Genomic DNA, 23,281 nt, shown 5'->3' on the forward strand with positions numbered 1-23,281 from the left:
GTCGAATATATGAACTTCAGCGTGGCCGGCAAAAAACATTGTATAATGTAATAGATTATAAAAGGGAACAAGGTGGTGAAATCATAATGAAGTTAAAAGGATTTCTGGCCATATCAATGCTTTCGATTGCGTTAGCGGGCTGTGGACAAGCTGACTCTAATGATGAGGCGTCTGTAATAGATAATGACAATGTAAATGTAAAAGAACTAGTTAAAGATTACAGTGTTGGTAATGTAACGGATGAAAGTGCTTCCATTACTTCACAGGAGCTAATCGTTAAAAAAGCAGATGGAAACGAGTTAACCTATGACCTTTCTGACGAAGACTTTTTTGTTTCAATTGCTCCTTACGTTGACCAAACTCATCCTTGAACGAATCATAGCTTGACAGGTTGTCAAGGTGAATTAGCTGAAGAAGAGTTTGATGTTTACATCGAAGATACGGATGGCAATGTTGTTTTGGATGAAAAAGTGAAATCTCAGGCAAATGGATTTTTTGACTTATGGCTTCCGCGCGATAAAACCTATCAAATAAAGGTTAAGCACGGAGATAAAGTATCAGAATCAGAAATTTCTACTTTTGATAATGATGCAACCTGCATTACAACCATGAAATTAACTTAAAGCACCAAGCTGAAATACCCCTTAAATGTAAGCACGATCCTAACATTTAAGGGGTATTTTTATATCCTAAATTTGAATAAAAGGTCAGTATAGCAGTCCCCCTAGGTCTATATTTTAGGCGGACTACTTATAATTACATAGAGATATCTTTATTTTTTGCAATCGAGTGGTTTTCGTTAATGTGATTAAACAGATTAATCACAAATAAGAGGACACCTGCAACTACCAAAAGCGAACCAATAATCGTTCCAATTGTCATAGCCGTATTTCCAGTTAATATCTGCATAAATAAGGACCCTTGCATGACTGGAAGACCTATATTATGAAGCCAAAAGTGAGCGCCAGCTAACTTCGTTTGGCCAGCCCTTGGATAGACGGAGTAAATAAGTCCGAAAATTGCCATTGAAACCCAGCCCAAAAGATTTAAATGGGCATGAACAGAAGTAAAGGAAAAATTATGTATAATTCCCATCACAAGACCTAAAATGACCGCTATAAAAAAATAAACCCCAGCAATCTTTATAAAACGAGCACCCATTTATTCAAACTCCTTTCTGTATGATTTGTAAAAATAGGATATTTTACCCATTTAATAATAAAACAAAATAACTAATGTGTATATAATTTTTTGCAATTTTCGTGCTTTTATAAGGGCTTTTTTCTCTTGAAATACGATATAATAAACGTCTGCACCAATAGGTTATTTTTAACACATCTATTCATATATTTTTAAAACCCTGCTTAAAAAAGGTCGTGTTCGTATGAGGATCGGTTACAATATTCGGGCTGATGAAAGTTATCAGGAAGCGGAGCAAAGAGCAAGGCAATACTTTAGGCAGCTTATTGAGCAGCTTAAACAGCAATCCTTTGTGTCATCCTTGACAAAAGATCTGCATGAGTGGAAGAAAGCCCATACTCTTCACCATTCCATCTTTTCTTTATTATCCCGGGATAATAAGAAACCTCCTTCTCACAGTTTTTATCGTTATATAAATTGGCTTAATCGCACAGGCAAATTGGAGGATTATCTCGATCGAAGCATTTCCTATATTTTTATGAGGGATTTAGGCAAAGCATTGGATTCTCCGGATACTCAGAGAAGAATTCAGCGGACAGCTGCCAGTTTGAAAAATTATTTAACGCAAACTGCATCAGCTAAAAAAGGGGAGGCATCGCACCTATTCAGCTTTTCAAATCTATACCGAATGGCGCAAAACAATCACATTGAATCGGCCATGATCTGGCTTTTTGGTAAATTAAAGACCGTGTCTGCTCATATACCGGATGGAATGAATGCTGAACATGCCCAAAGAAAACTGATAAAAATTATTGCAGGTATTTTAATGCATGAGATCGAAATGATGGGTGAGGAAATATTACCTGAAGAAAGAATGCGAAGGCTAGATAGAGCAATCAGACTTGGCTATGCATACGGGCTTACTTATCCATTTATCGATGATCTGCTTGATGCCAATGTGCTGTCTGCCAAGGAAAAAGAACAATATTCTAATATCATCCGAACAACTCTTGTTACTGGAAAGGTAAAGGAAATAGGCTTATGGCAGGGAGCCAATCAAGAGCTCGTCACTTATGTTCATACAGAACTGCGCGAAGCCTTTCAATATATTAAACAGCATCAGCCGCAGGAAAAATTAACAGCCTTCTTGGAGGAATCCTATATATTTTTTCATTCACAGGAGCTGGACCGCTTAAAAGATCTTGCGAATGATACCTATTCAAATGAGGATCTTTATGTTCCTATCATTCTAAAATCCTTTTCGTCCCGGTCGATTGTCCGCTCAATTATTAATTCTCCAGAGGATAAAGGTGCAGAGGACCGGACGTTTTATTATGGAATCTACAATCAGCTCGCTGATGATATGGCAGATATATTTGAAGACTTAAGAAATGGTGCTGTTACACCATACACATACTACTTAAAATATCATGAGAAACGCCCCGATCTAATCAATCCTTTTGAAATGTATTGGACGGTTATTCATTATTTAATTCATCATGTCTATCATTCGGATGCAAAAACGTGTGCTTTAATTTTGGATCGGGCCATTAATGGACTGAAACGTTTTAAAGAACGGGCTGGAAACAAGAAATATAAGGATTTTATAAAGTTGTTCGCCTTGGAAAATGCACACTTCCATCAGCTTCTTCAAAACACTGCAGCAAAAGCTGATCATATTGATTTCTTCGATAAACTCCTGCGGGATCAAATGATTAGTTCTATTAAAAAGGAACGGGAAGATCAGGAAGAGTTTTCACATATGGTTAAATCCTTGAGAAATGAAATTAACGGATTTTTAACCATTTCTCAAAAGGACAACAGCCCTTTAAAAGATTTAATTACTGGTGCTGCAAATTATAGCCTGGATGGTTCAGGAAAACGTTTAAGGCCGATTGTCGCATGGGTGATGGGGGTTCATGAGTTTGGAATGGATAAAAATGCTGTCATCCCGCTATTAAAATCTCTAGAATACATGCATACGGCTTCACTTATTTTCGACGACCTCCCATCACAGGACGATGCCAGCGTCCGTCGCGGGCGTCCAACCGTGCATATGGCCTATAACACGGCGATTGCTGAATTAACTGGACTTTTTCTTACACAAAAAGCGATTGAGGAACAAACATTTCTTGATCAATTTGAGGAAAAAAGCGTACTCAGGCTTGTGCAATATTCCGCGCAAACCATCATGGCGATGTGTAAAGGACAGGCAATGGATCTCGATTCGAGAAATGATCCTTTAACACTCGATCAATTACATTCAATGTCCTTCTATAAAACGGGCATCGCCTTTGAAGCCTCAATAGTGATGCCTGCGATTCTAGCCAATAAAGAGGAGAAGCAAATCAATCGTTTGAAAACCTTTGCCTATCATGCGGGCATTGCTTTTCAGATAAAAGATGACTTGCTTGATGTGGAAGGAGACATAGCGCTAACAGGCAAACCTGTTGGGATAGATGCTGAAAACAATAAATCAACTTATGTTTCCATCCTCGGTTTGGAGGAAGCGAAAAAAGCGATGTGGGAGCACTATTGCCTTGGAATGGAGGCACTGCAGGACATCCCAAGCAAGACAGCATTTCTAAAAGTGTTATTAACCTATATGGTCAATCGTGACCGCTAGAAAAGAAAGGTTTGGTTGAAATGAGGAATAATAATTGTGAAGTCATACCGATTATCGTTGAACACGAATCTTCATTAAAAAGTGTCAATTTTTATTTATTTCAAAAAGGAAAGTCACTGGTCTTGATTGATGCTGGTTATAATACAGACCAATGCTGGAATGCCCTTGTGGAAACGCTGCAGAGAAGGGGGTTAGCTGTTCATGATCTCACGGCTATTCTATTAACCCATCACCATATTGACCATATCGGCCTGGTCAACAGAATTATACGGCTAAATCCCGTTCCGGTATATGCTCATCCGCTGTCTATCCCTCGCTTAAAAAGAGATGAGGCCTTTTTGAATATGAGAATCGCGTTTTTTTCCGAGCTTTACAAGGAAATGGGCTGCGGTGAACAGGGGGAAAAGCAAGCATCCTATTTGAGAGAGTCAATGGAGAAAAAGCGTCACAACAAGATTAACTCTGAAATTACGAGTATAGAAGAGAACATTATGCTTGATTTTGAAGTTATTCATGTACCCGGCCATGCGCCGGATCAGGTGGCATTTTATGACAAAGACTGCAAATGGCTCTTTGCTGGAGATCTGTTAATCGAGCATATTTCCAGTAATGCTTTAGTCGAACCCGATGAAAGCGGCCGACGAATGATGACGCTAAAGGATCACTATCAATCTATTAAAAAAGGTTCGGAATTACATGCAGACCTTGTCTTTTCAGGACACGGAAAAATAATAGATGATCCAGAACGGGTATTTAGGATGCGGCTTCAGGGAATTGAAAGAAAAGGCCAGCGGTTTCTTGATTTAATTGCCGGCGGCGTACCGATTGCAGCTGATATCGCTCAGACTTATTATAAAGACACCTATCTCAAGCAATTTTCTCTAGTCATGTCTGAAGTGATTGGACACTTGGATTATCTGGAATATCAAGGGAAAATTCAAAAAACGCTTATTGATGGAATATGGCATTATTCTCCTGTTAAGGATACAAACTAACGTTGGGTGAATGGTATGGATAGCAGACTCAAATGGAATACGAAATATATCGAACGGATTAAACAAGTGAGTGAGCCTCCAGTCAATCCTAGACTACAGCAGTTGACGAATTATTTTTCCGGCGGTAAGGCACTTGATATTGCCTGCGGTCTCGGGGGAAACAGTGTATATCTTGCACGGAAAAACTATCAGGTGACGGCAATTGATATTTCGGATGTTGCTATTAATTTTTTAAATCAATACTCGCTGAGAAATAATCTTTCTATTGATGCACGGGTGGGTGACCTGACTATAAGTGCCTCGCAAGATCAAAATTTTGATTTGGTCGTCATGACCTATTATTTAGACCGTTCATTATTTTCTGTTATAAAGGATTTTTTAAAAAAGGGCGGCTATTTTTTCATGGAAACGTACAGCCAGCATCAAAAAAATGGTATTTCTGATCATTATAAGCTGCGCACTAATGAATTGTTAGACGAGTTTGCCCATTGGGACATTCTTTACTTTGAGGAAAAGGAACGGGAAGGAAGGCAGACGATCTTTTGCCGAAAGCTATAAATGAGGGATATTCTTGAAAGAACATATTCTGCAGATCATCAAACAAGTTGAAATTGAATACGGGGTAAAGGTTCTTTTTGCCTGTGAAGCAGGAAGCCGTGCGTGGGGGATTGCCTCAAAGGATAGTGATTACGATGTGCGGTTCATATATGTGCATCGGAAAAATTGGTATTTATCCATTGATCAAAAAAGAGATGTGATTGAAATTCCGAATAGGGATCCAGTATCCATACCTGTAAATGAGAAGCTGGATCTTAGCGGATGGGAGCTGACAAAAGCACTTCGATTATTTCGAAAGTCAAACCCGTCCCTTTTGGAATGGCTCCATTCCAGTATGGTTTATGCTGAATATTTTTCTGCTGTCGAGCGAATGCGTCAGCTTGAAAAAAAGGTATTTTCACCTGATACCTGTTTACATCATTATTTTAATATGGCAAAAGGCAATTTCCGCGACTGTGTAAAAAGTTCAGCAGTGAATGTTAAAAAATACATAAATGTCATCCGGCCGTTATTAGCCGCGAAATGGATTGAACAGCATCATAACTTTCCTGAAGTGGAACTGCAGAGCTTGACCGAGCAGCTTCTGGCTGATGGGAATATTAAAGACACTATTAAGACTCTAATTGAGCTTAAAAAAAATTATCGTAAAGTCGAGTTAGATTTGGAAATTCTGCATTCATTTTTCCAACAGGAATTAAGTCATATTGAATCTTCTGAGAAAAAATCTAATAAAAACATGTACGATTCAACCGAGGAGCTAAACAAGCTTTTTAGAGATACGCTGGCAGAGGTATGGGAAAGGAGTATGGAATGAAGGAAATTGAATTAATAACTTATTTATTCGAGACAAATCGAAATAAAGACAATGCTTTGCCGATGCAAAAATATATGAAAAACCACTTTCCTTTTCTTGGGATCAAAATGCCTTTAAGACGGGAGCTCTTGAGCAGATTTTTTACAGAAACCAGTATTCTAAAGAACTCATTTAACGTAGAATTCGTTGAGAAACTTTGGGAAAAAGCTGAAAGAGAATACCAATATGCCGCACTTGACTACATGAAAAAATGCCTGAAGAAAATAAATATTGATCATCTTCCATTTATGGAAGAGCTGATCATCACCAAATCCTGGTGGGATTCGGTTGATGTCATTGCCCCGCATATGATTGGAAAAATCGCAAAAGAAACTCCATCGGTGATTGCAGAAACCATAGATGACTGGTCAGCGGGAGATCACCTTTGGCTTAGGAGATCCGCTATTCTTTTTCAACTAAAATATAAAAGTGAAACAGACGAAAATCTATTATACAAATACATCCTTGCAAACGCAGACAGCAAAGAATTCTTCATCCAAAAAGCCATTGGCTGGGCACTTAGAGAATACTCAAAGACCAACCCAGAGTCAGTAAAGAATTTCATCGAAAATCACACCCTGGCGAAACTAAGCGTGAGAGAGGGAAGTAAATACATATAAGCATTAGCGCATTACAGCATTGGGGGCCTGTCCCCCAATGCTGTAACGCTTTAAACCGATGGGGGACTAACCCCCATTGGTTTAAAGCGTTAATTATTCTCCGCCATCCTTCCAAGTGGTCCATCCTCATTGATAATATCCTGAATTTCATATACGGAGATTGGAAACATTGGGAAACCAAAAGCATATGGGGTAATTTCATAAAGCTGAAAGTAGATGACCAGGGATTTGTCGGCAATGTAGAAGTCCTGGTCCGGCTTGATTTTGGAAAAGCTATTCAAAATAGGCACATCCCGCAAAACAATCTGTTTGCTGATCAGATCCGAAAGCTTTTCTACGTAGCTGCTCCCCGGTTTAAACAAGTTTTTCAATTCACATTGCTTTCTCTTTTTTAAATCAAAGGTTAAGGATTTAATATAGGTCATTCCGTGTGCAGCATGATAGTGGTAGGCATAATTGGAAAGAGAGAGGCTTAGCACGTCACGCTGATTATTTTTGATTTCAAATGAACCGATCATTTCCACCACATTTGTCGGCATATTCCCAGCCTGCACGTCTATTAGTCCCTGTGTTTCCTTAACAATCGACTGGTTGATCATTTCTTGCAGTTGTTGATTTTTCATATGGGTCACAACTGGATAATATACAATCTTATCCTTTCCGCTGTTAATTTTCCTTGTCTCAATATGAAGCGGCAAAGAAACAGGCATTATATTCACCCTTTAGTTTTTCCCTATCTTATTCATCAATCAGGAGTTGGTGTAACCGTCGTACTTATCTTTGGTTATTTGTCCTTAGATTTGTGTGAAAAAGTAAGTTCGTAAGTCCTAGGAACTATCGCTTCATTTGTACGTAAATATGGGTAGAAATAACATTTTTGGGGTGAAAAGGAGAAAAGATGAAAAAATATGCCATGATTTGTCTGACTGTTCTGTCCCTTTTACTGTCCGCTTGTGGAAATGAGGAAAAGACAGCTGGTGAAAAAGAAGCGCCTAAGACGCCGGCAACGGAAGAAAAGGCAGAAAAGGATGGATCGTCAGCAGAAAAAGAGGTTAAAAATGAACAAAAGGAAGCCACAAAAGCTGATATTCCTCCTGCAGCTGTACATAATGTCCATGATATCGTGAGGGAAAAAGGGAAATACGACATTGATGAAATTAACAAAAATGATACCGCAAAAAATCAATTGATGGAGGAAATAAAGGCTTTTCCAAATAACCTAACCGGGGAAAAGGCCTACAATCTGCTGATTCCGTTAGTGGCTGCCGATATCGAAGAACCTGCAAGGCTGTTTGAAGAAGTGGATCCTGTCATTAAATTTGACTCTTCTACACCTGATAGCACAATAGAACTTCCGGAAACAGAGACTGTCAATGTTGCCATTTTACTAGATGCCAGCGGAAGCATGAAGGCCAATGTAAGCGGGGGCCAGAAAATGAAGCTGGCAAAAGAAGCCATCAAAAGCTATGCCTCCGATCTTCCAGAAGGATCAAATGTCATGCTCCGTGTATATGGCCATAAAGGTTCTGGAAGCAATTCCGATAAAGAGCTGTCATGCAAAAGCCATGAGGTTGTCTATCCGCTGGGAGCTTATGATGATGGCAAATTTGACGCTGCGCTGAATAAGTTTCAGCCTTCTGGCTGGACACCGCTGGCGGGAGCTATTGAGGAAGCACGGAAAGATCTGGAAGGTCAAAAAGGTGAACATATCCGTAATGTTGTTTATGTTGTGAGCGACGGGATTGAAACATGCGATGGCAATCCGGTTGAAGCAGCAAAAGCTCTGAATTCATCAGATATTAAAGCTGAAGTGAACATTATTGGATTTGATGTGGATAATGAGGGCCAGGCCCAGCTAAAAGCTGTTGCCGAAGCAGGCGGTGGTGTCTACAAAACAGTATATACAGAGAGCGATTTAAAGGATTATTTAAAGAAAGAACACACCCGCCTTTACTGGGAGTGGCTAGCATGGGGCAACGACCGTTATTTCGATGTTCTCGGTCAAAGCAACGATATTTATTTTGATATGCTTGGCTATAAAAATGACATCTATTTTGCCTCTCTTGGTGAAAAGAATCTTCTAAACTCACTCAGGTATGATTTAAACGAATTAGGAAAATTCAAAGACAATGCAGCAGCCGATGAGTACAGAAATCTTGTAAGCACACGCCATGACAGCGTAAAGGAATACTTTAACCAGGAATTTGACCGAAAAAATAACATCCGCAAAGAACTTAAAGAACGATATGAAAACTTCATTAGGGAGAAGAAAGAAGAAAACAAAGAGAAACACTCTTGAAAACTATGAATCTAATAAATGAACGGTCACTGCAAATGTTGGTGACCGTTTTTTTTGTGTGGATTAAGGAGAATTGATTGCAGTTTATTTTGAATGTTAGTTCCCGATTTATGGTCGGAATGTAAATTTGCGTCACTAACATTAAATGTTAGTTCCCATTTCACAGGCACCTAAAAAATTTGCGTCACTAACATCCCATAAGAGAACTCCCACTCAAAAACATTGCGTATCCACCCAAACAAAAGCATCATTTCCCACATTCTCACGCTTTAAAAATTATTTATTAAAATAGACCTATATTAACATTTATGAACATATAGTTTGTTATAAATGAACAAAAGAACAGAAGATTTCTCTTTTAATCCTTAAAAGGAGTGTTTATATATGAAATCAATCATCGCCATACCCATGGGGGACGCTGCCGGAATAGGGCCGGAGATTGTTGTAAGCGCACTCAATAACCGGAAAATTCATGAAATTTGTTCTCCTGTGGTTATTGGAAACACAGCGGTAATAAACCAGGCAAAAGAGATTCTAAATATCGATCTGAAAATAATTGAAATTAATGATCTGGAACAGGCCAAATATGAATATGGCACAATAAATGTCGTTTCACTCCCAAATATCAAAACTAAACAGCTTAAAAAGGGTGTTGTTCAAGCACAGTGCGGTCAGGCTGCTTATGACTATATCAAGAAAAGTGTTGAATTAGCGGCGGCAGGAAAGGTTCAAGCAATTGCAACAACGCCAATTAATAAAGAATCCTTAAGAGCAGCCGGTGTGCCACATATTGGTCATACAGAAATATTGGCCGATTTGACAGACACAGCTAATCCTTTAACGATGTTTGAAGTTCGAAATATGAGGATTTTCTTTTTCACGAGACATCTTTCCTTAAAGGATGCCATCGGTGAAATTACGAAGAATAAAATTGCCGATCATTTGCAGATGTGTGATCAGGCATTAAAAAGCATTGGCATAAAACACGGGAAAATTGCCGTTGCCGCTCTGAATCCGCATGGCGGGGAAGGCGGAATGTTTGGAATAGAAGAAATGAAGGAGATTAAACCTGGTATTGAAATGGCACGTCAAAATGGAATTGATATTGCAGGGGTTATCCCTGCAGACTCGGTATTCCACCAGGCATTGCAAGGAAAATACGATGCGGTGCTATCCTTATACCATGATCAGGGACATATCGCTGCGAAAATGACTGATTTTGAAAAAACGATTTCAATTACACTTGGTCTTCCTTTCATTCGAACATCTGTTGACCATGGGACTGCCTTTGACATCGCTGGGAAAGGCATTGCCAGCAGTGTAAGTATGGAAGAATGTATTATTCTGGCGGCAAAATATGCGAAGCATTATTCGCCATATTCATTGAATCGGTAATAAATTCGCGCTTAAATAACTGAAAATTTAGAAATATAATAAGGGGCGTTTTCAAATGGAAAAAAGATACAGCGGGAAGGCCTGGAATGACCACTTTCTTCCGAGGCTGACCACAAAGGAAATGTCGCAATTGCCTAAAGATGATGCCATGGTCGTTCTGCCAATTGGCGCAACAGAACAGCATGGCGCCCATTTGCCTGTTTTTACAGATACCATTCTTGCTGAGACTGTCATTGCAAAGACATTCGAATACTTACCAGAAAAATCAAATATATGGACATTGCCCGTTCTTCCTTTTAGTAAAAGCAACGAACATAGTAATTGGAGCGGGACCATTACCTTATCATTTCAGACCATGCAAAATGTTCTCATGGATATTGCCAAAAGCTTAAACAGAAGCGGGTTTAACCGTCTGGTTATTTTTAACACGCATGGCGGAAACGGTGATCTGATAAAAATGATGGCTAGAGAAATCAGACTGGAAACAGGTATGCAGGTTTTTTATTTATTTATAGGTGCGCTGCCCTTAGATCCAGACTTGTATAGTGAGCGGGAAATAAAATATGGAATACATGGAGGTGATTTTGAAACATCGATGCTGCTGCATTCCTATCCAGAATGGGTTCACATGGAATTGGCAGACTCAGATTTTTCTAGTTCCATTGAAAACGCCGCCTATTTAAAGTACCAGCAAGGCAATGTTTCGTGGATTATCGATGATATTTCAGCTTCCGGAATATGCGGTGATGCAAGAAATGCCAAACCGGAAAAAGGTGAGGCAACTTACCTTCAGCAAGCCCAACTAATGGCAAAAATGTTAATGGAAATGAGTTCATTTACATTTCATGCCGATCAGCAGTCAGGTCTTGCCATGAAGAAAATGAACATGGAAGGAGTGAGGAAATGACAGTTTTAAACAATTCGATTGCTACTGGCAGTATAGATTCCCATGAAAATGAAGAACAGCATGTGATCACGATTGAAAATGTTAATAAAATTTACCAAAGCTCAACCATTGCCCTTCAAGATGTCAGCTTGCAAATAAAAAACAGGGAATTCATTTCATTCGTTGGTCCATCAGGGTGCGGGAAATCAACCTTATTAAGAATGATTGCTGGATTGGGAGATCCAACATCAGGTGATATCAACGTCCTAGGGACAACACCTGAAATTGCCCGGCAAAAAAATGGCGAAGTGGCCTTTGTCTTTCAGGAAGCCACATTGCTTCCGTGGAGAAGCGTTTTGCAAAATGTTGTCTTACCCTTGGAATTAAATGGAGTTCCAAAGAAGACACAAAGAGAAGAAGGTCTAAGAGTTCTTGAGCTAGTTGGGTTAAAGGATCATATCAATGCACTGCCCAACCAGCTTTCAGGCGGCATGAGAATGAGGGTATCCATTGCAAGAGCCTTAATAGCCAAACCAAAACTACTGCTGATGGATGAACCGTTTGGCGCACTCGATGAAATCACAAGGCAAAATTTACAAAAAGAGCTTTTGAATATATGGAAAAAAGCAGAGCTTACCGTCCTATTTGTCACACATAATGTCTTCGAATCTGTGTTCCTCTCTAATCGAATTGCTGTTATGACACCAAGACCTGGAAAAATTGCTGCTATGATCGATGTTCCTTTGCCATACCCGCGCGAAGAGGATCTAAGAAGTTCGCAGCCATTTAGTGAATTGGTAGCCACCGTATCAGAAAATTTAAAGCATTAATGTCTTCATGATTATTTCTAGATAAGGAGGAACTTTAGTGACCAAAAGTATATCTCAATCATTGTTAAACCTTTTCGATGAGAGCCAGGTCATCACAAACTCATCAGCTGTTGAACGTCTGTCAAAAGATTATTATTGGTATTCACCAGTTTTAAAGGAATTGTTAGAAGACAAGAAGGCGGATGTGGTAGTCATGCCAAAAGATGAGAAAGAAATCATTCAAGTCCTTTCAATGGCTGTTCAGGAACAAATACCTGTAACCGTTCGGGGTGCGGGCACGGGCAACTATGGGCAGATCATCCCTATAAAAGGCGGAATACTGATTGATATTACCAATATGAATCAAATTATAGACATTCAAGAAGGTTCAGCGAGGGTGCAGCCTGGTGTCAGATTAGGACTTCTGGAACGAAGGTTAAGAGAGGAAAATCAAGAGCTTTGTATTTACCCAAGCACTTATATGAAATCTACTGCATCCGGATTTGTCTGCGGGGGCTCTGGGGGAATTGGCTCCATTACATGGGGAAATCTTTGGGATGGTAATGTTAAAGAGCTAAGAGTCGTCACCATGGACAGCAACCCGCGTGTCATAAAGGTAACCGGTGATGATCTGATTAACTATATTCATAGTTACGGGACAACAGGGATTATTACGGAAATTGTTTTTAGAATTACAAAAAAAATCGAATGGCAGCAATTGATTGTTTCATTTGACGACTTATCAGACTCTTTGCTTTTTGCAAAAACATTGGGGGAAAATACGCAAATTAAAAAACGTTCAATATCCACTTGTGAATGGCCTATCCCATCCTATTTTAAACCATTAGAAAAAGTAATAAAGCCTGAAAAACATATTGTATTTTTAGAAATTGATGAAAGTTCGTATGAAGATTTACAGGAGATGGCCGGTCAATTTAATGGTGAAATTACCCATTGTATTCCAGCTGCTAGCTACCATAAAGGGATTTCTTTATCAGATTTCACTTGGAACCATACAACGCTATGGGCGCTGAAAGTGAATGAAAATATGACGTATCTGCAGGGAAGCTTTGAATTAGACCGGTTTCTTGAACAAATCAGCCTCATTAAAGACCGTTTCGGAGATGAATTTTACACACATTTTGATTGGTTTAGAAGCAAAGGCGAGCTCATCCCTCAATCCATTCCACTGGTGAGATACACAACAAAGGACCGATTAAACGAAATGATAGAATTCTGTGAATCCATTGGGGTGAAAATTTTCAACCCGCATACACCTTTACTGGAAGAAGGCGGATGGGAAGCACATATTGATAATGTTCTGCGGAAAAAACAGGAGAACGATCCCCACGGATTATTAAATCCAGGAAAGATTGGTTTTGACTTTAAATTCGAATAAATAATGTACTAAGGAGGCTCACTTGAATGGAGGCAGAACTAGAAAATAAGACGAACTCGGCAAAAAGCAGGGCCGGCAGCAAAAAGGGTGTTACATCAATTAGAAAAAACAATAAATTTTTCGATGTTTACTTAATGCCCATTGGCGCGTTTGTTGTGTTTGTAGCCGTGTGGCAGTTTGGTGTTCAGATAGCAGGTGCTCCGCATTATATTCTGCCAAAGCCAAGTGATATCGCAGCTGCTGCAATTGAGAACTCTTCTAATTTAATGATGTCAGTATTTCGAACGATTTCTGCGGCGCTATTAGGGTTTATCTTGAGTGTAGTGGTTGGTGTGACAGGGGCAATTATTATGGCTAGCTCAAAAGTTGTTCAAAAAAGTTTCTATCCATATGCCATTTTATTACAAACCGTTCCTATCGTCGCGATCGCTCCTATCATTGTCATTTGGTTTGGCTCGGGGCTGAATGCAATTGTGGTAATCGCATTTATCATTGGATTCTTCCCGATGCTTTCTAATACACTAGTAGGCTTAAACTCTACTGATCACAATATGCTTAACTTATTCCAATTATATGGGGCTTCGAAGTGGCAGACAATGTTTAAGCTTCGCCTGCCGGCAGCACTTCCATACATTATGGCTGGTTTGAAAATTTCTTGTACTTTGGCCATTGTTGGGGCGATTGTCGGAGAATACGTAGCAGGAATTGGCGGCGGCCAGGGAGGTCTTGGCTATGCTATTACGGTTGCAGCAGCAAGATTGCAGACACCATATTTATTTGCCCTTGGCCTTGCTTCCTCCTTATTAGGAATTTTATTCTTCCTTATCATTAACGCTTTTTCAAGATGGGTTCTCAGTTCTTGGCATGAATCAGAAATGAAAATAGAAAATTAATTAAAAGGGGTATGAGAGATGAAAAAATTATCATTTTCTCGTTCAAAAATTGGGTTAATCGCCTGCATGCTATTCCTTTCAGTATTTTTAGCAGCATGTAATTCGGAAGATTCTGGTTCAACTTCGAGCGGAAATGAAGCTAAAACAACAAAAGTGAAAGCTGTCATGAACTGGTATGCTCAGCCTGCACATGGCGGATTATACGCGGCCTTAGATCAAGGATTTTATAAAGAAGCTGGGTTAGATGCAACTATTGATCAGGGCGGCCCGCAGGTTTCTCCAACTCAGATTGTTGCATCAGGCAAGGCTCAATTTGGCATCTCTCACGCTGATGAACTTTTAATTGCCAAAGAGGAAGGGCTGCCTTTAGTGGCTATTGCTACATCATTTCAAACGACACAGCAAGCTTTTGCTTTTCATAAAGGGCAGGATGTAAAAGATATTCCTGATTTGAATGGCAGAACTGTCTATGTGACTCCGGGAGCAGGTTATTGGGAATTTCTTAAAAATAAATACGATCTTAGTAATGTAACAGAAATGGCACATACAGGCAGCTTAGTTAATTTTATAGCTGATGAACAATCTGTAGCGCAAATCTATGCTGCCTCTGAACCTTTTGTCCTGGAAAAAGAAGGAGTAGACATTGATATGCTCTATCTAAAGGATACAGGCTACTCCCCATATTCCAATTTAATTTTCACTACAGAAAAATACCTGAAGGAAAATCCGGAGGCAGTAAAAGCATTTGTTGAAGCAACGATAAAGGGATGGAACTATTATCTTGAAAATCCGAATGATGTAAACGAATACCTGAAAGAAGTAAATCCTGATTTAGATGTTGAATTGATGGCAAAAGAAGCGGAAGCACAAAAGGAATATATCTTAGAAGGCGATGGTACATCCAAGGGCGTCGGTTTTATGAAAAAGGAGAATTGGGAAGCGATGAAAAAGATCTTGGTAGATTTAGATCTTATCAGTGATGACATCAATGTTGGAGAAGTATTCACTACAGAATTTTTACCATATTAACCATGCAAAAAGGCAAAAGGGCACAGTCCTTCTGCCTTTTTCTTAAAATGATTTAACAAAGGCAGGGGTGGTGCGGTTGTTCGAATTAATCAATGCAAGACTTCCTTTAATTTCTGATATGAAATATTTCAGCTTGAAAGTTAGTGACGGAAAAATCGTCGACCTTAAGGAGCAGTATTCTTATATTTACGATGGAAATGCTTATCCAATAGATCGGGAATTTCCTATTAACAGTCAAAATGAAATAAAGCTGAATGTAAATGGAAGGGCTGTTCTGCCAGGCCTTGTTGACTCACATATGCATATGGATAAAGCTTTTTCATTGGCGTTTGCACCAAATCAATCAGGTACATTGCAGGAGGCTGTGAATAGTTATTTAACTGCATTTCCTAACTTCACCTATGAAAATATTAAAAATAGGATCATGCGTACAGCATTGCAAGCATTGTCTTTTGGCACCACTGTTATTCGAACACATATTGATTTTGATACAAGAGTGGATATAAAGATCATGTTTCGAGCATTGCAGGCGGCATTGGAAGTTAAGGAAAGGCTAAAAGATTATATTTATATACAAATTGTTCTCATGTGCCCATTCTATGAATTAAATCAAAAGGATTTAGAGTTTCTTGATATGGCAGCAGCAATGGGCGTTGACGGAATTGGAGGAGCTTCCCATCTCGGAAAAGCGCCTGAGGAAAATATTAAGCAAATCTTTCAGATAGCGATCAAACATAATAAATTCATTGATCTGCATACGGATGAAAGTGATGATCCGAACGTCAAAACGATTAAATTGATTATCCAAGAGACAGGAAAAAATGGTTATCAAGGGAAGGTAACGGTCGGGCATCTTTGTTCTTTATCCGCTATGAATGAGCGGGAGGCATCGGAAATTATAGAAGATATAGGGAAGGCAAAGATTTCTGTTATTACATTGCCGGCAGCAAATATGTACTTGCAGGGTCGGGGGGACCGGGGTCTAGTCAGAAGAGGGGTAACTAGAATCAGAGAGCTGTCTGATGCTGGAGTTCAAATCGCTGTTGCTTCTGATAATATTAATGATCCTTTCCATCCATTTGGAAGAGGGGATTTAGTGATGATTGGCCTGTTAGCAGGCTATGCCGCCCATTTTGGAAGTCCGGAAGATCTGTATAAGCTATTGCTGATGATGACGGCCATTCCTGCCAATATTGTCGGGATGGAATCCTATGGAATAAAAGAGGGCCACAATGCCAGCTTCGTCATTTTAGATGCAAATTCCATTGAACAGATTTTTACAAATATCCCTGATAAAAGGTGGGTTTACCATAATAACCATTGGACTATTCGAACCGACGGAAAGCCTGTTTTTCAAAATAAAGAATTAAATGTCCTATGGCATACAGTCGATATAAAGCTGTAAACGGGGGTGATACTTTGTATGATTTTGTTCTAAAAAACGTGAGGCATTATGAGACAAATAAAACCATTGCTATCGCTGTCAAGGATGGAATAATTACAGCAATAACGGAAGGTATGGCAAATTTGCCGGCATTGTCAGAAGAGGATGGACAAAACGACTTAGTTATGCCGCCGTTTGTAGAATCACACACACATTTAGATACCGTTTTTACAGCTGGAGATCCGAAATGGAACAAAAGCGGAACGATTGGTGAAGGGATCAGCATTTGGGGTGCCAGGAAAAAATACTTAACGAAAAAAGATGTTAAAGATCGAGTTTATCGTGCATTGCATTTGCTCATTGTTCAAGGTGTCCTTTATGTGCGGGCCCATGTAGATATCTCCGATCCAAATTTAACAGCATTACAGGCGGCAGTAGAGGCAAGGGAAGAAATGAAGAAATATCTCCACCTGCAAATTGTCGCTTTTCCCCAGGAAGGTATCGTGTCATGCCCTGGCAATAAAGAAAGACTTGAAGAAGCCATTCGCTTAGGAGCTGATATAGTTGGAGCCATCCCTCATTTGGAAAGAACAAAAGAGTGTGGAGTTGAATCACTTAACATTTGTTTTACACTTGCCAAAAAATATGATTGTCCTATTCATATTTTTTGTGATGAAGTTGATGACCCGGAGTCCAAGTTTCTTGAAATTGTCGCTTTAAAAACCATTGAGACTGGTATGCAAGGGCGAGTAAGTGCAAGCCATGCAAACGCGTTTTCCCTCTATGATGCTGACTATACTGATAAGCTTTTCTCCTTATTAAAAAAGGCACAGATAAATGTAATCGCCTGTCCGCTGATCAGCAGCTGCAGCCAGGGAAGGTCTAATAGCTATCCGAAATTTAGGGGAATAACAAGAGTAAAAGAATTATATGAAGCAGGAATTAATGTTTCAATTGCCCATGACGATATTCTGACGCCTTTTTATCCGCTTGGTACAGGAAACATCCTGCAGGCGGCCCACATGGCCGTCCATGTTTGCCATATGTCTGGCAGAAACGAAATAGAGGAAATTGTTAATATGGTAACAAAAAGGCCTGCAAAAGCCCTGCAAATAGATAATGAATACGGTCTTGAAGAGGGGAAGCCAGCTAACTTTATTACCTTGCCTGTATTAAATAAAACAGAGGCCATCCGGCTTCAGCCGACCCCGGCATTAGTCATAAAAAATGGGAGAATCATAGCGTCTACACCAAGAACCGAGAGCAGACTATATATCGGTCAAACTCATTACCGTATAAATAGGTCATACAAGCAGCAAAAGATTGCAGAGAGGAACCAGTTTAATCCATGATACCGATAGAGCGCAGACAAAAAATATTATATCAGGTTAATTCAACAGGAAAAATTGAGATTGATGAAATGGCCGTGAAGTTAAAGGTATCTGCAATGACCATCAGGCGTGATCTTTCAGCCCTTGAAAAGGAAGGAATGCTTGTTCGTACTCATGGCGGTGCTGTCTCTTTAAATGCATTAACAACTGAAACACCTTATATCAATAAAATGACACATCAAGTGAAAGAAAAGCAATATATTGCCCAAGAGGCGATAAAACTCATCCCTGAAGGGGCAAGTGTTTTTTTGGATTCAGGGACGACAACCTTGGAAATTGCCCGTTTGCTTAAAAATCGAAATGATCTGCAGATCGTATCGAATGATTTAAATATTTTACAGACTTTACTCCATTCACCGTCCACTATTATTGCGACGGGCGGAAATCTTCAGGGCGGGCTTGGCGTTTTCTACGGACCGCATGCGGAGGAATTACTTCGTTCCATTAATATTGACATTCTTTTCCTCGGGGCTCATGCAGTGGATCTGGAAAAAGGAATTAGTGCTCCAACAATGGAAAAAGCCATGTTAAAAAAATTAATGATTAAAACCGCCAAAAAAACATGGGTCGTTTGTGATTCAAGTAAGTTTGACAAGTATTCATTTGCTCATGTGTGCGATCTTGCTGAGGTAGACGGCCTTATTACTGATTGTTCTAACCTCACAGACAGGATCAAAAGATATATGCAGAAAGTAAAAATCACACAGGCAAATGTGCAATAAAGGGGTGATGCGTTTGAAGGTAGCTGTGATTGCCGATGATTTAACAGGAGCAAATGCTGCCGGTATACTTTTTACAACAAGAGGCTTTTCAACAGCAACCATTCTTAATGACAGCGAGGACATGGCAAATTCAAATTACGATGTTATTTGTGTAAATGCAAATACAAGATATTCTCCCCAAAAAAAAGCTAACAATCGCATCAAACATTTAACCAGTATATTGCTGAAAAATCAGCCGGAAATCATATGCAAACGGATTGACAGCACTGTTCGAGGAAATATTGGCACGGAAATTGATGCTGTACTTGACAGTATTGGTCATGATGCAGCAGCGATTGTTGTGCCATCTTTTCCATCCTCTGGAAGAACCATGGTAGGTGGTTATCTGCTCGTAAATGGAGTTCCCGTACAAGAGACGGAAGTGGCAAAAGATCCTATCCTGCCATTAAAACAATCCTATGTTCCGGATATTATCGAAAAGCAAAGCATCAGACAGATTAGTTTGATAGATATTGGAACTATATTACTAGGGAAAGAGAAATTATTGGCAGTGTTGGATCAGCATATTCAAAGCGGCGCAAAAATAATAGTTATTGATGCTGTCACAAATGATCATATAGAGGTAATTGCTGATGCAATGGCAAATCTTCCTTTTTCATTCGTACCCGTCGATCCCGGCCCGCTATCTGCTGCATATGCTTATAAAAAGATTAAAAACACTATAAAGGAACCACAAATAATTTTATCTATAGGCAGCTGTACCTCACTGTCTAGATTACAATTAATGTATTTCATAAAAGAATCCAACGTTCATCCAATCTATGTTTCTCCATATGATCTCGCAATCAATGAAAAATTTAGGAGAGCCGAAATATCCCGTGCTATTTTAGAAGGAAGCAACGGGTCAAGAAAGGATCAACCCCTGGTTGTTTCGACCTTAGCTCCAGATCAAGATATCATACAGCTAAGTGAAATTGCCAAACTTCAAAACGTTACAGAGGAAGAGGTTTCTAAGTCTATTACTGAAGGCCTGGCTGAAATCACAATGAAAATTATTGAACAAAATCCATTGCGGTTTTCTGGGGTTTTTTCCAGCGGAGGGGATGTTACTGCTTCCTTATGCCGTATATCAGGTGTTCATGGGATTGAGCTTATTGATGAAGTCGTCCCTCTTGTTGCTTACGGAAAATTAACCGGCGGAATATTAAATGGGATGCATATTGTTACAAAAGGCGGATTAATAGGCAAAGAAAGGACAATATTCCATTGTGTTGAGGTTTTAAAAAGTAAAATTCATCAGGAGAAATTAAGTATCTCGCATTCTTAAAAAGGCCGGTCCATACTGGTCTTTTTTACGTCATAAGAAACAATTTTTTCTATAAATTTGTCTAAATTGTATATATATTTGAAAAATTAGTTTTATAATGGGAATATGACAGAGGTAAAATCAGACAGAAAAGGGGATTTCATTTGGCAATCATCATTACTATGCTTATTTTAGGAATGCTTCTAGGATTTGTTGGCGCAGGCGGGGCTGGATTTATTATTGCAATTTTAACGTTGATGTTTCATGTCCCGATACATACGGCGCTGGGTACATCATTGGCGGCGATGGCTTTTACTTGTATTTCAGGGGTGGTGAGTCATTACCGTGAAGGAAATGTTGCGCTAAAAGCGGGAGTAGTTGTAGGGGTATCCGGTGCTTTTGGCGCATATGGCGGTTCATTGATCGCCGCAATTATTCCGACGGACCAATTGCATTGGTTCACAGGAGGCATGCTAATTTTTTGTTCTCTATTACTCGTATATCGTCTGTTTTTAATGAAACAGCCAAGTGCGGTTTACGAAGCCGCTGCCGCTTCAGAGCATAATTACGGATTTTGGATCAGAGCCATCACACTTGGATTGCTTTCCGGCCTGATGGCAGGTTCTTTCGGCATAGGAGCTGCACCATTTATTCAGCTGGGACTCATGGTTATTTTAGGGCTGTCTGTCCGGCATTCAGTCGGAACGGCGATGGTGGTTATGCTGCCAATTGCGATTGGCGGTGCGCTGGGATTTAATACGGGCGGATATTTAGATATCGTTCTACTATTACAAATTTTAGCAGGAACCATGACAGGTGCTTATATTGGAGCTAAATTTACTAATTTTGCCCCAAAAGCTGTTTTGAAAACAGCAATGATTGGGACGCCTGCTTTCGCCGGACTGATTCTAGTATTGGGATAAGGGTCCCAAATTTTTTTAAAGGATGAATGGGAAAGCAGCTAAGAAAAGAGGGTTATTCATTTGGGAATTGTTTTATCGATGTTATTGTTAGGACTGCTTTTAGGATTTATTGGAGGGACTGGCGGAGGTTTTATCATTGCTATCTTAACACTTGGTTTTAATATTCCAATACATACTGCATTGGGCACCTCTCTAGCTTCCATGGCTTTTACCTGTTTATCAGGAATCGTGAGCCATTACCGCGAAGGAAATGTTGTCTTAAAGGCAGGAATAATAGTCGGACTATTTGGCGCAGCAGGTGCTTATGGCGGTTCATTGGTTGCAGCGATCATCCCGAAGAACCTTCTTCATTGGTTTACCGGCGGGACGCTGATCTTTTTTACCTTCCTGCTTATATACCGACTGTATCTCTGGAAGGAATCTTCATCTGCAAAGGAAGCCGCTGCGGGAGCAGAAAATAATACCTTGTTCTATGTCAAAGCCGTTGTGTTAGGAATTGTTTCTGGAATATTATCAGGAGCATTCGGAGTTGGAGCGGGACCATTTATTCAGTTTGGCTTGATCGTCTTTTTAGGGCTTTCCATTCGTCACTCAGTAGGAACAGCGATGGTCGTCATGCTGCCTGTTGCCATTGGCGGGGGATTGGGTTTTAACACGGGGGGTTATTTAGATATTGTTCTTCTGTTACAAATCCTCGCTGGAACCATGACAGGCAGCTATATTGGTGCCAAATTTACAAAATTTGCTCCAAAAATTGTCTTAAAAACGGCAATGGTCATAACGCCTGCGGTAGCTGGCATGATTCTCTTAATGGGCTAATGTGGTGCATTTTATACATTCATCGAATACAATAAAAATAGCATCTAAGATTAGGAGTGTAGCGGTATGGATATTTTCACAGCAATACAAACAAGGAGAAGCATCGGCCTAGTCAAACCGGATCCTGTACCAAAAGAAATGATTGAAAAAATTCTTGAAGCTGGAACTTGGGCACCATCGCATTATCGGACAGAGCCTTGGCGGTTTTTTGTTCTCACAGGCGAGGCAAGAAATGAGCTGGGAAAAGCGATGCGCGCCTATTCAGAAAAATCGCTGGAAGATCCCGAAAGCGAAGAATCTCAGCCGAAACTTGAAAAACAGGAAAAGAAACCTCTGCGTGCACCGGTCATCATTGCAGTGGCCGTAGAGCCGGCAATTAATGAAAAAGTCCACGTCCAGGAAGAATACGCAGCAGTAAGTGCTGCTGTGCAAAACATGCTTTTGTCAGCACATGCCCTGGGATTAGGTGCGATTTGGCGAACAGGCAAGGTTTGCTATTCTGACGAAGTCAAGCAGCTATTCGGACTCTCCGATCAAGCCAACATGGCTGGATTCATTTATTTGGGTTATCCAGATATGAAAAAAGAGCCCATTGCTAAGAGAAAAGACATTGCTGAAGTCACAAAATGGTTTGACACTTCAGCTGATTTTGAATAATGTTTTGAGAGGATCTTATAATGAAGATCCTCTTTATTATTTTTTATATTAATCATCCTCAAAATAATCTCTAAAATCCTCTTCATTCGTTTGCTTTCCATTTTCCAGGTAAGGATTATTCTCGGTCGAGTCTTTAGGGTCTAAATTTGTTTTTATAACCAGAGTTGGACTAGAGCTTCTTTGCTCGGCAATGATTCGGTCATTTAATTTGTCAAAATCAGGCATCTCCTTGTTTCCTGGCTGATTTGGCTCTGTCATAACACACCTCCTAGATTTAGGGTGCAATGAAGAATGACAATTTATGTATGGCCTTTAGACTTCTTTTTTTAATTTAAAGCCTAGTTTGTCCCAAGGTATGGTAACTTTGGACACTATCAAGCGATTTTCTACTGAAGCGGTTCGAAGTAAAGGTAACTTTAGACAAAGTTAAGAAGTGATCGGCCGGTGCTGTCTAAAGACAAGGTAACTTTAGACAGCAGCAAAGCATACTCAGCCGGAACAGTCCGAAGACGGCACAACTTTAGACAGGTGCAGAGAACTTCTAGCCGGAGCAGTCCGAAGGCGGTACAACTTTAGA

23 protein-coding genes are annotated in these 23,281 nt (G+C 39.8%); 20 read left to right on the forward strand and 3 right to left on the reverse strand.

Going from position 1 to position 23,281, the window contains the following annotated elements; genetic code table 11:
* The first annotated feature begins 86 nt into the window (after positions 1-86).
* On the forward strand, positions 87-623 hold the full coding sequence (locus AC1Q59_RS00120) for a CueP family metal-binding protein (protein ID WP_492363733.1): 537 nt from the start codon (positions 87-89) through the stop codon (positions 621-623).
* Between the two features lie 133 nt (positions 624-756).
* Here the strand turns inward: AC1Q59_RS00120 and AC1Q59_RS00125 are convergent, their stop codons facing one another.
* On the reverse strand, positions 757-1,161 hold the full coding sequence (locus tag AC1Q59_RS00125; protein ID WP_492363734.1) for a cytochrome-c oxidase: 405 nt from the start codon (positions 1,159-1,161) through the stop codon (positions 757-759).
* 223 nt (positions 1,162-1,384) lie between these two features.
* Here AC1Q59_RS00125 and AC1Q59_RS00130 point away from each other — a divergent pair, with 223 nt between their 5' ends.
* Genes AC1Q59_RS00130 through AC1Q59_RS00150 form a run of 5 tightly spaced genes read left to right on the forward strand, consistent with a single transcriptional unit; the run spans position 1,385 to position 6,792 of the window.
* Positions 1,385-3,766 carry a polyprenyl synthetase family protein gene (locus AC1Q59_RS00130; RefSeq protein WP_492363735.1) on the forward strand — a complete coding sequence of 794 codons (2,382 nt, stop codon included), beginning with the start codon at positions 1,385-1,387 and terminating at the stop codon, positions 3,764-3,766.
* A gap of 20 nt (positions 3,767-3,786) precedes the next feature.
* The gene (locus AC1Q59_RS00135; protein WP_492363736.1) at positions 3,787-4,761 is read left to right on the forward strand and encodes an MBL fold metallo-hydrolase; all 975 of its coding nucleotides are present in this window, start codon (positions 3,787-3,789) and stop codon (positions 4,759-4,761) included.
* A gap of 15 nt (positions 4,762-4,776) precedes the next feature.
* Entirely contained in the window at positions 4,777-5,319 is a 543-nt protein-coding gene (locus AC1Q59_RS00140) for a class I SAM-dependent methyltransferase (protein ID WP_492363737.1), read from the forward strand.
* Positions 5,320-5,332: 13 nt separating this feature from the next.
* The gene (locus AC1Q59_RS00145) at positions 5,333-6,133 is read left to right on the forward strand and encodes a nucleotidyltransferase domain-containing protein (protein WP_492363738.1); all 801 of its coding nucleotides are present in this window, start codon (positions 5,333-5,335) and stop codon (positions 6,131-6,133) included.
* Positions 6,130-6,792, forward strand: a complete 663-nt coding sequence (locus tag AC1Q59_RS00150) for a DNA alkylation repair protein (protein WP_492363739.1) — start codon at positions 6,130-6,132, stop codon at positions 6,790-6,792. The genes AC1Q59_RS00145 and AC1Q59_RS00150 overlap by 4 nt, the downstream gene beginning before the upstream one ends.
* A gap of 89 nt (positions 6,793-6,881) precedes the next feature.
* On the opposite strand, the gene AC1Q59_RS00155 is transcribed toward AC1Q59_RS00150, so the two are convergent.
* Positions 6,882-7,502, reverse strand: a complete 621-nt coding sequence (locus AC1Q59_RS00155) for a DUF3298 and DUF4163 domain-containing protein (protein ID WP_492363740.1) — start codon at positions 7,500-7,502, stop codon at positions 6,882-6,884.
* 188 nt (positions 7,503-7,690) lie between these two features.
* On the opposite strand from AC1Q59_RS00155, the gene AC1Q59_RS00160 reads away from it, so the two are divergent.
* The 14 genes from AC1Q59_RS00160 to AC1Q59_RS00225 all read left to right on the forward strand — a co-directional run bounded on the left by AC1Q59_RS00160 (position 7,691) and on the right by AC1Q59_RS00225 (position 22,704).
* Entirely contained in the window at positions 7,691-9,091 is a 1,401-nt protein-coding gene (locus AC1Q59_RS00160; RefSeq protein WP_492363741.1) for a VWA domain-containing protein, read from the forward strand.
* 384 nt (positions 9,092-9,475) lie between these two features.
* Positions 9,476-10,486 (forward strand): 4-hydroxythreonine-4-phosphate dehydrogenase PdxA, encoded by a 1,011-nt coding sequence (gene pdxA, locus AC1Q59_RS00165; RefSeq protein WP_492363742.1) that lies wholly within the window; start codon positions 9,476-9,478, stop codon positions 10,484-10,486.
* Positions 10,487-10,541: 55 nt separating this feature from the next.
* Positions 10,542-11,393: a creatininase family protein gene (locus tag AC1Q59_RS00170; protein ID WP_492363743.1), complete on the forward strand. Its 852-nt coding sequence runs from the start codon at positions 10,542-10,544 to the stop codon at positions 11,391-11,393.
* Positions 11,390-12,202 carry an ABC transporter ATP-binding protein gene (locus AC1Q59_RS00175; protein ID WP_492363744.1) on the forward strand — a complete coding sequence of 271 codons (813 nt, stop codon included), beginning with the start codon at positions 11,390-11,392 and terminating at the stop codon, positions 12,200-12,202. The genes AC1Q59_RS00170 and AC1Q59_RS00175 overlap by 4 nt, the downstream gene beginning before the upstream one ends.
* Positions 12,203-12,239: 37 nt before the next feature.
* Positions 12,240-13,580 carry an FAD-binding oxidoreductase gene (locus AC1Q59_RS00180; protein WP_492363745.1) on the forward strand — a complete coding sequence of 447 codons (1,341 nt, stop codon included), beginning with the start codon at positions 12,240-12,242 and terminating at the stop codon, positions 13,578-13,580.
* Between the two features lie 134 nt (positions 13,581-13,714).
* A complete protein-coding gene (locus AC1Q59_RS00185) occupies positions 13,715-14,473 on the forward strand; it encodes an ABC transporter permease (RefSeq protein ID WP_492364312.1) in 759 nt (252 codons plus the stop codon).
* An 18-nt stretch (positions 14,474-14,491) separates the two neighbouring features.
* Complete coding sequence (locus AC1Q59_RS00190; RefSeq protein ID WP_492363746.1) at positions 14,492-15,502, forward strand: ABC transporter substrate-binding protein; 1,011 nt, start codon at positions 14,492-14,494, stop codon at positions 15,500-15,502.
* Between the two features lie 76 nt (positions 15,503-15,578).
* Positions 15,579-16,907 carry an amidohydrolase family protein gene (locus AC1Q59_RS00195; RefSeq protein ID WP_492363747.1) on the forward strand — a complete coding sequence of 443 codons (1,329 nt, stop codon included), beginning with the start codon at positions 15,579-15,581 and terminating at the stop codon, positions 16,905-16,907.
* Between the two features lie 14 nt (positions 16,908-16,921).
* Positions 16,922-18,238 (forward strand): cytosine deaminase, encoded by a 1,317-nt coding sequence (gene codA, locus AC1Q59_RS00200; RefSeq protein ID WP_492363748.1) that lies wholly within the window; start codon positions 16,922-16,924, stop codon positions 18,236-18,238.
* A complete protein-coding gene (locus AC1Q59_RS00205; RefSeq protein ID WP_492363749.1) occupies positions 18,235-18,999 on the forward strand; it encodes a DeoR/GlpR family DNA-binding transcription regulator in 765 nt (254 codons plus the stop codon). The genes codA and AC1Q59_RS00205 overlap by 4 nt, the downstream gene beginning before the upstream one ends.
* Positions 19,000-19,012: 13 nt before the next feature.
* Positions 19,013-20,326 (forward strand): four-carbon acid sugar kinase family protein, encoded by a 1,314-nt coding sequence (locus AC1Q59_RS00210; RefSeq protein WP_492363750.1) that lies wholly within the window; start codon positions 19,013-19,015, stop codon positions 20,324-20,326.
* 143 nt (positions 20,327-20,469) lie between these two features.
* Complete coding sequence (locus AC1Q59_RS00215; RefSeq protein WP_492363751.1) at positions 20,470-21,228, forward strand: sulfite exporter TauE/SafE family protein; 759 nt, start codon at positions 20,470-20,472, stop codon at positions 21,226-21,228.
* A 60-nt stretch (positions 21,229-21,288) separates the two neighbouring features.
* Positions 21,289-22,047 (forward strand): sulfite exporter TauE/SafE family protein, encoded by a 759-nt coding sequence (locus tag AC1Q59_RS00220; RefSeq protein ID WP_492363752.1) that lies wholly within the window; start codon positions 21,289-21,291, stop codon positions 22,045-22,047.
* A gap of 66 nt (positions 22,048-22,113) precedes the next feature.
* Positions 22,114-22,704 carry a nitroreductase family protein gene (locus AC1Q59_RS00225; RefSeq protein WP_492363753.1) on the forward strand — a complete coding sequence of 197 codons (591 nt, stop codon included), beginning with the start codon at positions 22,114-22,116 and terminating at the stop codon, positions 22,702-22,704.
* Positions 22,705-22,752: 48 nt separating this feature from the next.
* On the opposite strand, the gene AC1Q59_RS00230 is transcribed toward AC1Q59_RS00225, so the two are convergent.
* On the reverse strand, positions 22,753-22,962 hold the full coding sequence (locus AC1Q59_RS00230; RefSeq protein ID WP_492363754.1) for a hypothetical protein: 210 nt from the start codon (positions 22,960-22,962) through the stop codon (positions 22,753-22,755).
* Between the last annotated feature and the right edge of the window lie 319 nt (positions 22,963-23,281).

The organism is Cytobacillus sp. MT66 (genome assembly GCF_058792595.1).